Origin of the sequence: Pseudarthrobacter sp., assembly GCF_036675385.1 — a bacterium.
Lineage (GTDB): Bacteria > Actinomycetota > Actinomycetes > Actinomycetales > Micrococcaceae > Arthrobacter.
Genome location: NZ_JAKFFD010000161.1, coordinates 65,021 through 78,403 on the forward strand (window position 1 = coordinate 65,021; position 13,383 = coordinate 78,403).

8 protein-coding genes and 1 pseudogene are annotated in these 13,383 nt (G+C 67.6%); 5 read left to right on the forward strand and 4 right to left on the reverse strand.

Going from position 1 to position 13,383, the window contains the following annotated elements; genetic code table 11:
* Window positions 1–183 precede the first annotated feature (183 nt).
* Window positions 184–1,086, reverse strand: coding sequence for a TatD family hydrolase (locus V6M49_RS13355; protein WP_332761382.1), 903 nt, complete (start codon window positions 1,084–1,086; stop codon window positions 184–186).
* A 164-nt stretch (window positions 1,087–1,250) separates the two neighbouring features.
* Here V6M49_RS13355 and V6M49_RS13360 point away from each other — a divergent pair, with 164 nt between their 5' ends.
* Genes V6M49_RS13360 through V6M49_RS13370 form a run of 3 tightly spaced genes read left to right on the forward strand, consistent with a single transcriptional unit; the run spans window position 1,251 to window position 6,260 of the window.
* The gene (locus V6M49_RS13360) at window positions 1,251–2,360 is read left to right on the forward strand and encodes an AAA family ATPase (protein ID WP_332761383.1); all 1,110 of its coding nucleotides are present in this window, start codon (window positions 1,251–1,253) and stop codon (window positions 2,358–2,360) included.
* Between the two features lie 13 nt (window positions 2,361–2,373).
* Entirely contained in the window at window positions 2,374–3,777 is a 1,404-nt protein-coding gene (locus V6M49_RS13365) for a DUF58 domain-containing protein (protein WP_332761384.1), read from the forward strand.
* Entirely contained in the window at window positions 3,774–6,260 is a 2,487-nt protein-coding gene (locus V6M49_RS13370) for a transglutaminase family protein (protein ID WP_332761385.1), read from the forward strand. Before V6M49_RS13365 ends, V6M49_RS13370 begins: the two co-directional genes overlap by 4 nt.
* 82 nt (window positions 6,261–6,342) lie before the next feature.
* On the opposite strand, the gene V6M49_RS13375 is transcribed toward V6M49_RS13370, so the two are convergent.
* Together V6M49_RS13375 and rsmI are read right to left on the reverse strand one after the other, a co-directional pair.
* A complete protein-coding gene (locus tag V6M49_RS13375) occupies window positions 6,343–7,842 on the reverse strand; it encodes an NAD-dependent succinate-semialdehyde dehydrogenase (protein WP_332761386.1) in 1,500 nt (499 codons plus the stop codon).
* 174 nt (window positions 7,843–8,016) lie between these two features.
* Window positions 8,017–8,976, reverse strand: coding sequence for a 16S rRNA (cytidine(1402)-2'-O)-methyltransferase (gene rsmI, locus V6M49_RS13380; RefSeq protein ID WP_371706812.1), 960 nt, complete (start codon window positions 8,974–8,976; stop codon window positions 8,017–8,019).
* Window positions 8,977–9,022: 46 nt separating this feature from the next.
* Here rsmI and V6M49_RS13385 point away from each other — a divergent pair, with 46 nt between their 5' ends.
* Together V6M49_RS13385 and V6M49_RS13390 are read left to right on the forward strand one after the other, a co-directional pair.
* Complete coding sequence (locus V6M49_RS13385; RefSeq protein ID WP_442959730.1) at window positions 9,023–10,705, forward strand: dolichyl-phosphate-mannose--protein mannosyltransferase; 1,683 nt, start codon at window positions 9,023–9,025, stop codon at window positions 10,703–10,705.
* A 66-nt stretch (window positions 10,706–10,771) separates the two neighbouring features.
* A pseudogene (locus V6M49_RS13390) lies at window positions 10,772–12,193 on the forward strand (AMP-dependent synthetase/ligase); the annotation flags it as partial.
* 44 nt (window positions 12,194–12,237) lie between these two features.
* Here V6M49_RS13390 and V6M49_RS13395 read toward each other — a convergent pair.
* The gene (locus V6M49_RS13395; RefSeq protein WP_332761401.1) at window positions 12,238–13,335 is read right to left on the reverse strand and encodes a TIGR01906 family membrane protein; all 1,098 of its coding nucleotides are present in this window, start codon (window positions 13,333–13,335) and stop codon (window positions 12,238–12,240) included.
* Window positions 13,336–13,383 lie beyond the last annotated feature (48 nt).

The following is a 13,383-nucleotide window of genomic DNA, read 5'->3' on the forward strand; positions in this document are numbered from 1 at the left end:
ACACTCCGCGCGGCAGGCAGAGGGCATCAAAGCCCAGCCTGATCCTGCTGCGAATGAAGTGAAATTATCCGAAGGCCTTCCCCGACCCCGGCTAATAGTTCTCCACTGTAACCGTAGCGTTATAAAGCGGCCAAGAAATTTACATACGAGGTATGTGAACCAAGCAATGTGACGAGGCCCAGATCAGTCCCACGATCCGTACGCCCGCACGGTATTTTCGCTAATCCGGGTGCAGAGCTCGGCGAGGTCAGTTCCTGTCAATTCGGCCATGGCGCGGACGGTGTACGGCACCACATAACTGGCGTTGGGACGGCCGCGGTGCGGATGCGGAGTCAGGAACGGGGCATCCGTTTCCACCAGCACCAGGTCCGGGTCTGCCACTGCCAGCGCGGCGCGGAGGTTAGCCGCATTCTTAAAGGTCAGCGTGCCGGCAAAGGACATGTTCCAGCCCGCGTCATTGCAGATCCTGGCGAGCGCCTCATCACCCGAGAAGCAATGAAACACCACCCGCTCGGGAGCCCCCTCCTCGCGCAGGACCTGCACGACGTCGTCGTGCGCGTCGCGGTCATGGATCTGCAGCGTCAGGTCCAGGCGCTTGGCAATATCGATATGCCGCCGGAACGAATAGCGCTGGTGGGCCAGGCCCTCCCCTTCGGTGCGGAAGAAATCAAGGCCGGTCTCGCCGATAGCCCGGATCCGGGGGTGGGCGGCCAGTTGCTCAATCTCCGCCAGCGCATCCTCCAGCTGGCCGCGCCTGGCATAGTCCGGGGCGTCGTTGGGGTGCAATGCCACTGCCCCCAGCAACCTGCTGTCAAGGTCAACGGCGCGGACCGTGAACCGGGAGGACTCCAGGTCGCAGCCCACCTGGACGGCCCCCTGCACTCCGACGGCCTGGGCTGCATCCAACGCCGCGGCGATGCCCACCGGGCTCTCGCCATCGGGGAAGTCCAGGTGCGTATGGTTGTCCATCACGGGGACCGGCAGCGGCTCCGGCGCCGGCGGATAGTCCTGCCGCGCCTTCCGGCCGGCGTCTGCAGGGTCCGCCCCGGCGGCACGGTAAGCGGCGGGGATCAGCGAATTGCACATCCCTCAAGCCTAGCGGCGGCGGATCGCGGCAGAATTCCCGAAACTCTCTGTCAGCCAGGGCAGTTGTGTTAGTAGGCTGGTACGAACAGATGCGAACGCCCACCGCCGGGCGAAGGCAGGCCTGCTGTCCCGTTCCGGGTGATCCCCGGACTGAAAGGTTGCAGATGGACTCCCACCGCCGCACCGCCGTCAACGAGGTAACCCCTGCCAGCCGGAACTTCACCCCCGTGACGGAGCAGGTGGGCCATCTCAACGGTTACAAGACAGCAGCCATGGACGCGGACTCATTCCACGCGGCCAGCCAGCGGATCCTTGCCTCGATCAACACCGTCATTGACGGAAAGTCGGATGCGGCCAGGCTCGCCCTGACGGTGTTGCTGGCCCAGGGCCATCTGCTCCTGGAAGACGTGCCAGGTGTGGGCAAGACCCTCCTGGCCAAGACCCTCGCCCGGAGCATTGACTGCACGGTCAGCCGCATTCAGTTCACTCCTGATCTGCTGCCTTCGGACGTGACCGGCGTGTCCATCTATAACCAGGCGTCGCGGCTGTTCGAGTTCCGCCCGGGTGCCGTCTTCGCCAACATTGTTATTGGCGATGAAATCAACCGCGCGTCCGCCAAGACCCAATCCGCCCTCCTGGAGTGTATGGAGGAACACCAGGTGACCGTGGACGGGGACTCGTACAAACTCGACGAACCGTTCATGGTGGTGGCCACCCAGAACCCGATCGAGATGGAAGGCACCTATCCACTCCCCGAGGCCCAGCGCGACCGCTTTATGGCGCGGATTTCCATGGGCTATCCGGACAAGGACTCCGAAATCGAAATGCTGGAGACCCATCAGGCAACCTCCCCGTTGGCCAAGGTCTCCGCTGTGGTCACCGCGGCGGACGTCGCAGCCATGATCGCCACGGTGCAACAGGTTTACGTCTCCCAGGCAGTCAAGGAATACACCGTCTCAGTAGGCCGCGCAACGCGCGAAAGCCCCCTGCTCCGGCTGGGCGCCAGCCCACGCTCCATGCTCCAGCTGCTCCGGGCCGCGAAGGCCACGGCGGCGCTGGACGGCCGTGATTTTGTGCTGCCAGACGACGTCGTCGGCGTTGCGGAATCCGTACTGGCCCACCGGATCATCCTGGACCGGAAGGCGGCCGGCGCCGGTGAGACCCCGCACAGCGTCATCCGGGGCATCCTCTCCCGGCTCCCCGTGAACCAGGACCCGGTGAACAACCCGGCCCGGTCATCGGCCCCGCCGGCCGGACTACGCCGGAACCACTAGGCAGGGCCGGCACATGGCGCTGCGTGACCGACTACCCCGGCACCTGTTCAGCCAGCGTGGCTGGGGGCTCCTGGCCGCCGGCGCCGTCTGCCTGTTGTCTGCGCAGATCATGGGGCGGCGGGATCTGCTGAGCCTGAGTGTCCTGCTCATCGTCCTTCCCCTGGTTTCGCTGGCCGGGATCAGGCTCCTCAAGCCCCGGTTCCAGGTTTACCGCGAGTTCAACCCGTCCCCGGTGGAGACCTCCGCCGCCACCACAGTGCGGCTCGCCGTGGCGCGGACCGGTTACGCGGGCGGCCGGGCGATCATGGAGGAACGGCTGCCGCCACGGTTCGGCGAGTCCCCGGCCTTCCATTTCCCCGCCCGCTCAGCCAAGGGCGGGACCAGCAGGTACGAATACCACTTGCGCTCCACCAAACGCGGACAGTACCTGATCGGCCCGGTAACAGCCGAGTTCACGGATCCGTTCGGGTTGTCCCTGCACCGGCGGTCAATTGACGACGGCGACACACTCACCGTGACGCCCGCCGCCGTCGAGCTTCCCGTGACGGGCCTCGCGGGAGCCCGCGGCAACGACGGCATCACAGCAACCCGTACCCGCGCCAACCCCAGCGACGATGACGTCATGACCCGCGAATACCGCCCGGGCGATCCCATGCGCCGGGTGCACTGGGCGGCCACCGCGCACCACGGCGCCCTGATGGTGCGCCAGGAGGAGTCCGTCACAACGCCGGAGGCCACCATCATCCTGGACCAACGGTTCGCGGCATTTTCCGGCGGGCACGGCTCCGGTTTCGGGGGCACTGCGGCCGTCGACGGCCACGAGATGATCACCAGCGGCACTTTCGAGTGGGCCGTGGTGGCCGCGATCTCCATCTGCACGCACCTGTCGGAGCGGAACTACGCCCTCCGCCTCCTGGACCCCCGCGGCGAACCCGCGTTCCTCCGCTCCCCGTCCGCACCGGAACCGGAAGCGGAAGAGTTCAGCGGAGTGTCCGGGCTCCAGTCGATCGCCGAAAGCCTCGCCGCCATCCAGCTGTCCGGTCCGCACCACGCTGCCCGGGACCACGGTGGCCAGGATGCCGGACCGGCCGTTTTCGACGATCACCTGATGGACAAGCTCTCCGCCCACCGGATGCGGGGGCCCCTTATTGCCGTGCTCGGCAGGATCTCTCCGAGCGAGGCCAGAGCCCTCGCTCCGGCGGCGGGTTATGGCGCGAATGCGTTCGCCATCATCGTTTCCGAGAGGCCCGCCGATTCCGAGGACTCCTTGGAGGCCCTCCGCCGGGGCGGCTGGCGGGCAGTGGCGGTGCCAACCTCGGTTCCGGTCCCGGACGCCTGGACGCACTTCGACCAGGGTGGCGCTGCGCCGGCCACGGCAGCGGCAGACGTACGCCGCGGAGCGGAGGTGGGACGGTGACACTGGCACCGGAACGCAACGCGTCGCGCGGGCGGGCAGCCACAGATGCCCCGGGCCAGGTTCCGGCACGGACGCGGGTCGGGGCGTACCCCTGGGCCATGGCCGGCGCAGTCGCCCTGTCCGTGGCTGGCGCCGCGATTTCCCTCAACGGTGTCCTGCGGGGTTGGGCCTGGTACTTGCCCATCCTGACCACGGTGGTGGTGGTCTGCCTGGCCATCGCCACGCTCCGCGCGCTGCGGGCCCATCCTCTTATGGTGGCTGCCGGCGGCTTTGCCTCCCTGATCGCGATCCTCACCCTGACGTTTTTCCGAAGCACGGGCATTGCCGGTTTCATCCCGTCCGGGGCAACCATGGCTGAAGTGGACAGGTTCGTCCGCCGGGCGAGCGAGACGGTCCTTGCGGAAAGTGCCCCGGTGGCTCCGAACGCCGGAATCGTTATGGTCAGCTGCGCAGCCCTGGGCCTGACAGTCATCCTCATCGATGCGCTGGCCGTGCCGCTTGGCATGCCGGCAGCAACCGGCCTGGGCCTGCTGGCCATCCTGGTAGTCCCCGCCACCGTGAAGCCCCAGAGCGTGGGGGTTTGGGGCTTCACAGCCACGGCGGCCGGGTACCTCCTCATCCTCGCGTGCAGCCAGTGGTTTGCACCGGATTCCCGCACTGCGGCCGACAGCGGCCGGAATCCCGGCCAGTTCCGGCAGGCCATGCTGACCGGGACCGTGGCCCTGGTGGCAACACTGGCAGTGCCGGCGGCCATCCCCGGATTCGACCACGGCACGTTTCCGCAGGGCTCCCGGCTGAACCCGTGGGGCGCCGGGACCGGCTTGAACCCCATGATTACCTTGGGAAACAGCCTGCGGGCACCGGCCGGAAGCGGGCGGATCACCTATGCCACCAACGCGTCCGGGCCGCTGTATCTGCGGTCCGTCACTGTTGACAATTTCGACGGCGAGTCGTGGGGACCCGATGACCGCGACGCGGAGCGCCGCCCCGTGGCCGGACAGCTTGAGACGGGCCACGAGATCGTCGCCGAGGAGCAGCTCCGCCAGGTAACTATCGTGAATACGGGCACGTTCACGAGCCCGTACCTGCCGTTGCCGTACGCGCCGGAAACAATCCGCGGGCTCAATGGCGCCTGGACATGGGACCCTGCCACCCTGGCCGTCAAGGGTTCCAACACCAACACGCGGACACAGGAATACATTGTGGTGTCCACGGCGCCTAAGCTCACGGCCACCCTCCTTCAACAGTCGTCGCAGGCCGTGCAGGGAATTCCTGCCGACTTCACCAGGGTTCCCGGCAACGTCCCGGACATCGTCCGCAGCACGGCGGACACGGTGACAGCTTCGAGTGACACACCCTTCGCCAAGGCCATGGCCATCCAGAAATACCTTCGCTCAGGGGAGTTCACCTACTCGCTCCAGTCACCTGTCCAGGGCGGCTACGACGGTAACGGGCTCTCGGTGCTGGCCGATTTCCTGACCCAGAAGAGCGGATACTGCATCCACTACTCGTCCGCGATGGCCGTGATGGCCCGGCTGGAAGGTATCCCGAGCCGGATCGCGGTTGGTTACGCGCCGGGCCGAAGCACTGGTTCCACGGTTTCAGTGGCCGGGCAAGGTGCGCTGCCGGAGTATGAGGTGGACGCCCGGGACGCCCACGCCTGGCCCGAGCTCTACTTCCAGGGATTGGGGTGGGTGCCCTTCGAACCCACGCCGTCACGTGGTGTTATACCCGCGTACGCCACGGAAACCAGCACACCCGGCAGCCCCGGTTCGCTGGGTAATAACGAGGACCTCCTTCCCGGCGCAACCGCCCCGACCCCCACACCAAGCGCCACGGCCGCGCCCCTCCCGGGTGCCGGTGGCGGCGCGGGGGACCTCAGGCAGCTGCTCCTGCCATGGCTGCTGGGGACGGCCGCCGCACTGGGCCTGGTCCTCCTGGCAGCCTCGCCGCGGCTGGTGAGGATGGGCCGGCGTGCCCGGCGGCTCCGCACCGAGGGCCGGGCGCGGGAGGACGTGATTCCGCTGGCGTGGGCCGAAATCCGTGATCTCGGAACCGACTACGGACTGCCACCGGACTCCAGCGAAACAGCCCGGACGTATTCCGCACGGCTCCGCCATTCATCGCTGCTCGGCGAACATGGCGGCATGGACGACGCCGCGCACCAAGCCATCCGCAGCCTCACCTCCGACTTCGAACGCCGGCACTACGGCCCGCCTGTCCAGGACACAGCCGGCCGCGGAAGGACAGGGGCCATTGCCCCACGCATCGCGGCGGTACAGCAGTCCTTGCGTGCCAACGCCTCTCTCCCTCGACGCCTCCGTGCCGACTGGCTCCCGCCGTCGGTTCTGGGCCGGTGGGCCTGGCTCCTGGCTGCCCCGTTCAGAGGGCTCGGCAGGCTGGCGCGACGGACGGCAAAAGCCGCCGCACGCTCCTGGTCGAGGGCGCGCGACGGCTTGTTCCGGCCGCGTGGTAGCCAATAGCGGCTCGCCGCAGCGGCTACCTACTGGCGGTGAAGGAAGCGGCTGACCGGAGGATAATCCTGTCAGCCGGAGGACCATCCGTTCAGCCGGCGTAGGGGTCGGCGATGCCGATGTACTGCGTGTAAAGGTATTCCTCGATGCCTTCGAGGCCGCCTTCACGTCCCAGCCCGGACTGCTTGACGCCGCCGAACGGTGCGGCGGCATTGGAGATGACGCCGGCGTTCAGGCCGAGCATGCCGGTCTCGAGCCGTTCGCCCATCCGGATGCCGCGGTTCAGGTCGCGGGTGAAGACGTACGCCACCAGCCCGTACTCGGTGTTGTTGGCCAGGCGGATCGCTTCGTCCTCCGTTTTGAAGGTGATGATCGGCGCAACGGGGCCGAAGATTTCCTCGGACAGGATCCGGGTGCCTTCGGTGACGCCGGTGAGGATGGTGGGCGGGTAGAAGTAGCCCGGGCCTTCGGCCGGGGCGCCGCCCAGGACTGCCCTGGCGCCGGAGGCCACGGCGTCGGACACCAGCTCGTGGACCTTGTCCCGGCTCTTGGCATCAATCAGCGGGCCGACCTTGGACTCCGGTTCCGTACCCCGGGCCGTGGTCATGTCCGCCATCTTCGCCGCGAACTTTTCCGCGAACTCGTCAGCAACAGACTCGTGAACGATGAACCGGTTGGCCGCGGTGCAGGCCTCGCCCATGTTCCGTAGCTTCGCCAGCATGGCACCGGCGACGGCGGCGTCCAGGTCCGCGTCCTCGAACACCACGAACGGGGCGTTGCCGCCGAGTTCCATGGAGGTCCGCAGCACCGTCTCGGACGCGTCGGCGAGCAGGCGCCGGCCCACCTCCGTCGAGCCCGTAAACGAGAGTTTGCGCAGGCGCTGGTCCTTGATCAGCGGTCCGGTGGTGGCGCCTGCCGTGGACGTAGGGATGACGTTCAGGACTCCGGCCGGCAGGCCCGCCTCCTGCATGACGGCGGCGAACAGCTGCGAGGTCAGCGGCGTGAGGTTGGCGGACTTCAGCACCATGGTGCAGCCGGCCGCGACAGCGGGGGCGATCTTGCGGGTGGCCATGGCCAGCGGGAAGTTCCACGGCGTGATCAGCAGGCACGGGCCCACCGGCTTCTTGGTCACCAGCAGGCGGGACTTGCCATCGGGCGAGACCGAGTAGCGGCCGAACGCGCGGACGGCTTCCTCGGAGAACCAGCGCAGGAACTCGGCGCCGTAGGTGACCTCGCCGCGGGCCTCGGCCAGCGGTTTGCCCATTTCCATGGTCATCAGCAGCGCGAAGTCCTCGGCACGCGCCGTGACCATGTCAAAGGCACGGCGGAGGATTTCGCCACGTTCACGGGCCGGGACCTTCGCCCACGATTCCTGCGCTGCGGCCGCCGCGTCCAAAGCAGCTTTGCCGTCTTCGGCGCCGGCGTCAGCGATGCTGAGGAGCACCTTGCCCGTGGCGGGGTCCTCGACGTCGAACGTCTTGCCTGACGCCGCCGGGCGCCATTCGCCGTTGATCAGCAATCCGGTGGGAACAGAGGCCAGCAGTGCGATTTCGCGCTCCGCGGTAACAGCTGGCTGTGCGGTGACAGTCACGGTGACTCCCTCGTCAATAAAGGTTTGGTTCAGCCTTGACGCAGGGCCTGGGCGGCCTGCCGTATTGGCTGATTTACTGTCACACTACTGCCGCGGCCGCCAGAGGGTCTACGCCTGGACGCACTGCTGAAGCGAGATTTCGTTGTGCAGCTGCACAGCTGGCCTTTCGTATGCTCAGCGTGCCGCGAGGACCGCCGAGTACAGCTCCCGCTTGCTGACGCGGACGTCCTCGGCTACGGCGGCCACGGCTTCCTTGAGCCGGATTCCCTGGGCCACCAGCTCGTTGACGGCCGCCACGTGGTCCTCGGGGGTGCCCGGCGCCTGCTCAGGGGCGCCGCCCAGCACCACGGCAATCTCGCCGCGCACCTCGTTGCCTTCGGCCCACAGCAACAGTTCCCCGACCGTCCCGCGGATGACTTCCTCGTAGGTCTTGGTCAGTTCCCGGCAAACGGCGATCCGCCGCTCGGCACCGAAACGCTCGCGCAGGGCCCGCAGCATCGATTCCAGCCGGTGCGGGGCCTCAAAAAACACCATGGTCCGGCGTTCGGCCGAAAGGTCCGCCAACCGCGACGCCCGTTCGCCGGCTTTCCGGGGCAGGAATCCCTCAAAACAGAAGCGGTCGGTGGGCAGACCGGACAGCGCCAGGGCGGTCAGTACCGCGGACGGGCCCGGGACGGCGGTCACGGTGAGTCCGGCTGCCACAGCGCCTTCCACCAGCCTGAACCCCGGGTCCGAGACCGAAGGCATGCCGGCGTCTGTGACCATGACCAGGGTTTTGCCGGACCGGACGTGCTCCAGCAGTTCCGCGGTCTTGGTGGCCTCGTTGTGCTCGTGGTAGCTGATGACCCGCCCGGCGACGGTGACTCCGAGGTTCTGGACAAGGCGGTGCAGGCGCCTGGTGTCTTCGGCGGCCACGATGTCCGCCGTCCCCAGGAGCTCGATCAGGCGGGCCGACGCGTCTCCCGTATTCCCGATGGGCGTTGCCGCCAGTACAATCCGGCCCGGCCCCGTGGCGACCGGTGCCGCTGCAGCCGGGTCCGCTGCCACGTGAACCTCTGTCTCTGGCTCCTCCCCGGCGGCATCGAAAGGTTCTGCGGGGCGGGAATCGGCGAAGGTGCTGGGGTTAGGGTCCACTCCCCCAGCGTACTGCTGGCCGGCGGCCCAAGCTGCAAAAGGTAGCATGGGGCTCGTGACGCAGACCTCCATGCGGCCTGCCGAGGCCGGCCAGACCATCCCGCCGGCACGAGGCCCGTGGATCGCCCGTCCGGCGGAGGCCTTCTCTGCCACAGCCCTCCGCGAGCGCCTGATCGGCAGCACGCGCAGCTGGCGGGAGTACCCGCCGTCGCTGCGTCTCTGGTTCTGGTTGGTGCCCGCCCTGACCTCCGTGATCGGCGGCGTCCTCCGCTTTGTCCGGCTGGACACGCCGCACAGCCTGGTCTTCGATGAAACGTATTACGTCAAGGACGCCTACTCCTACGTGGTCAGCGGCTACGAACGGGGCTGGCCGGACAAGGCCAACGACTCCTTCAACGCAGGCAACCCGGCCATCCTCCTGGACACTCCCGAGTACGTGGTCCATCCGCCCGTGGGCAAGTGGATGATCGCCGGCGGCATGTGGCTCTTCGGGTCCGATAATCCGTTCGGCTGGCGGTTCGCGGCCGCACTGACCGGAACCCTGTCCATCCTGCTGCTCACGCTGATTGCCCTGAAACTGTTCCGCTCAGTGCCGCTGGCTGCCGCCGCGGGCCTGCTGCTCGCCGTCGACGGCCACCACCTGGTGATGTCGCGGACATCACTCCTGGATATCTTCCTGATGTTCTGGCTCCTGGCGGCCTTCGGAGCTTTGCTGCTGGACCGCGATGACGGACGACGGCGGCTGGCCGCACGGCTCGGACGGCTCGCGGCCGCGTCCCGGAACGCTCGGCCCGCAGCCAGCCAGCTGCTGGCGGGACCGTGGCTGGGGATCCGCTGGTGGCGTCTCGCCGCGGGCGTGTGCATGGGACTCGCCATAGGCACCAAATGGTCGGGCCTGTTTTTCCTCGCCGGCTTCGGCATGCTGACGGTCCTGTGGGACCTCAATGCACGGCGCGTCGCGGGAATCCGCGGCTGGGTCAGCGGCGGAATCATCAAGGATGGACTGCCTGCCTTTGCCAGCATGGTTCCGGTTGCGGCGGTGGTCTACACCGCCACCTGGACGGGCTGGTTCCGTTCCGAGGGCGCCTACTTCCGGCGGTGGGCCCAGAGCAACCCCTCAGCGGAGTGGGGCTGGCTGCCGGACTCCCTGCGTTCGCTGGCGCACTACCATCTGGAGGCCTACAAGTTCCACCAGGGACTGGGCTCCGAACACCCCTACGAGGCAAGCGCCTGGAGCTGGCTGGTGATGGGCCGGCCGACGTCGTTCTTTTACCAGAAGCCGGAGCAGGGCGTCCCTGGATGCGACGTGCCCAACTGCGCCTCCGCCATTCTCTCGGTGGGGAACCCGATGATCTGGTGGGGAGCGGCCATCTCGCTGGTGGTCCTGCTGTTCTGGTGGGCCGGGCGCCGGGACTGGCGCGCAGGGGCGATCCTTGCAGGCGTGGGCGCCGGCTACCTGCCGTGGTTCATGTACCCGGAGCGGACCATGTTTTACTTTTACGCCGTCTCCTTTGAGCCCTTCCTGGTGCTCGCGCTGGTGTATTGCCTGGGCCTCGTCCTGGGCCGGGACACCGACCCGCTGTGGCGCCGGCGGTCCGGTGTTTACCTGGTGGCACTGTTCGTCGCCGGGGCCGTCCTGTTGTCCGCATTTTTCTACCCGGTGTGGACGGCGGAGACCATCCCCTACCAGGAATGGCGCTACCGGATGTGGATGCCGTCCTGGATCTAAGGCAGGATTGCATGAAACCCTGACCAGCCGCGAACTGCGTTGAGGCAGCGGAACGGAGACCCCCCCGTGCGAGAAGCAAGCACAAAACTCCTGGTGGAGCTGGAGCCCGGCAGCAATGTCACGGATCTCCTGCGCCAGCGGGAGGCCGCCAACCCGGCCCACGCCCTCTACGCGCGCAAAGGCCCCAACGGCTGGACCGACGTTCCGGCGCAAAAATTCCTGCACGATGTCTGTGCCCTCGCCAAAGGACTGATCGCCGGCGGCCTGGAGCCCGGCGACACCGTGGCCGTCATGTCCGCCACCCGCTACGAGTGGGCCCTGGTGGACTTCGCCATCTGGTTTGCCGGCGGCGTGAGTGTCCCCATCGACGAGACCTCGACCCCCGGCCAGGTGGAGTGGATCCTGCACGACGCCGGCGCGCGCCGCGTGTTCGCGCAGGACCGCGGCAAGGTGTCACTTATTACAGGCATCCTGGAGTCTTCCACCCTGCTCAAGGACCGGCTGGTCCCCGTGGTGAGGATGGATGACGACGGCGACGCCCCGAACCTCGCCAGCCTCTCGGCTGCCGGAATGGGCGTCACGGACGCCGAGCTGGAACGCCACCGCTCCGCCGCGGGCCTGGACGACGTCGCTTCCCTGGCCTACACGTCCGGCACCACCGGACGGCCCAAAGGCTGCGTGATCACCCACGGCAACTTTGCGCTCGTGGCCGTCAACGTCGTCGCCTTTCTCCCGGAGATCTTCAAGGGGCAAAATGCGCGCACCCTGATGTTCCTGCCGCTGGCCAATGTGCTCGCCCGCGCTGCCCAGGTGGCGTGTCTCCATGCGGGCGCCACCCTGGGACACGTCAGCCGTCCTGCTGATCTGCGGGCGGATCTGGGCACGTTCAAACCCACGTTCCTCCTGGCGGTGCCCCGGATCTTCGAGAAGGTCCGGGCGGACGCCGTGCACCAGGCTGCCAGGTCCGGGACAGCGGGGATCTTCAGGGCTGCGTCGGCCGCCGCCATCCGTTTCTCGGCGGCACAGGACACCGTGGCCCGCGGCGGGGGCAGCGGACCCGGGCTGGCGTTGCGGGCACGGCACGCCGTCTTTGACCGGCTGGTGTACCCGAAGCTCCGCCAGCTCCTTGGCGGCCGGGTCCGTTACGCGGTATCGGCGGCCGGCCCGCTGGCACCTGAGGACGCGCACTTCTTCCGCGGCGCCGGGATCCCGGTCCTTGAGGGCTACGGGCTGAGCGAGACAACCGCCCCCTGTACGGCCAACACGCCCGCCCGGACCAGGGTGGGCAGTGTGGGCGTCCCCCTGCCGGGCACCACCATCCGCGTGGCGGAGGACGGCGAAGTGCTGGTCAAGGGGATCGGCGTGTTCAAGGGTTACCACGCCAACGAAGCGGCCACCGCCGAGGCCTTTGTGGACGGGTTCTTCCGTACCGGGGACCTCGGCGAGCTGGACCCTCAGGGCTACCTGACCATCACCGGCCGCAAGAAGCAGCCCGCCAAAATAAACGGCTGAGCACGTGCAGTTGCTTGGGGCTACGCCTCAGCGGCGATCGGCTCATCCTTGGCCATGCCGCGACGACGGCGCGTGGGCCACGTGAGGATGAGCGTCACCAGGGACACCAGGAGGACCAGCGCGGCGATGACAATACCGGCATCGATCCAGAACTGGCCCGGGAACAGCCTGATCAGGGTGTCTTCAAGGGCAAACGTCCAGGAACCGCTGGCGAAGAAGATCCGGTGGAATTCGGTGAAGAACTGCTGCCAGCCGAGCACGGCCAATGCGCCAAGGCCCAGGATGATCGCCAGCGCAACAATGGATCCCGCGAAGAGTCCGCGGCGCACACCGCCGGTGCTGCGGCGGCGCAGGTAGGCGATGGCCACCAGGCTGAGGACGATCAGGAGTGCTCCCCCGCCAAACGCGGAAAGGATGACAACTTTTACGTCGGCCATGTGGCCGACTTCGCCGTCCTTGAAAAGGTCCCCGCCAGTGCGATTGACCAGATCACCCAGATACCGCGGCCCCGCCCAGTTGCTGAGGTAGTCAACCGCGTAGGAACCGTAGGTCATCCGGTCGTCGGTACTGAACCCGTACCCGTCGCCCGGGAACCCGGGCCTGTTGTACTCGGCCCACAGGAACAGCGGGCTGGTGACAGCGCGGACGGCCAGCACCAGCAGGATCACCGGGTAGAAAAGGGCCAGCAGGACTTGCCAGATGCGCGGGGCCACTGGCTTGGCGTTGGCTGCGCTTTCGCGCTCCGCGTTGCGGCGCTCCACTTCCTCCTGCGGCGGACGGACCTGCAGCGCTGACGTGGGCAGCGGCTCACTGAAGTGGGCACCGTTTCGGGTGGCGCCCTGGGCGGACGGTTCTTTGCGGAGCGACTCTTCTACGGAAGGTACCGCGGCGGGAGGTTCGACGGCGGCCTCCGCGGCTTTTCGCCCGGCGCGGCTTTCGGGCTGGGTGACACCGCCCTGCCCGATACCGGCGCTACGTGCTGGAGACACATCGGGAGTGCTGGAGCCGGAATCGTTCAGCCAGGCAAAAGCGGGCTCGTCCGAGTCCGACGAAGTATCCAGGTCCGGATCCGGCTGCGGCTCCGTGCGTTTGGCAGGGGTCGGCGAATTGTCGTTCACAGCAGCGTCACTTCCGTTGGGTTCCACGCCGCCGGCTCTGATCCGGGC

Excerpts from the sequence above, each read along its gene's own strand:
- V6M49_RS13355 (WP_332761382.1), bottom strand. The coding sequence starts at position 1,086 with ATGTGCAATTCGCTGATCCCCGCCGCTTACCGTGCCGCCGGGGCGGAC.
- V6M49_RS13360 (WP_332761383.1), top strand. The coding sequence starts at position 1,251 with ATGGACTCCCACCGCCGCACCGCCGTCAACGAGGTAACCCCTGCCAGC.
- V6M49_RS13365 (WP_332761384.1), top strand. The coding sequence starts at position 2,374 with ATGGCGCTGCGTGACCGACTACCCCGGCACCTGTTCAGCCAGCGTGGC.
- V6M49_RS13385 (WP_442959730.1), top strand. The coding sequence starts at position 9,023 with ATGGGGCTCGTGACGCAGACCTCCATGCGGCCTGCCGAGGCCGGCCAG.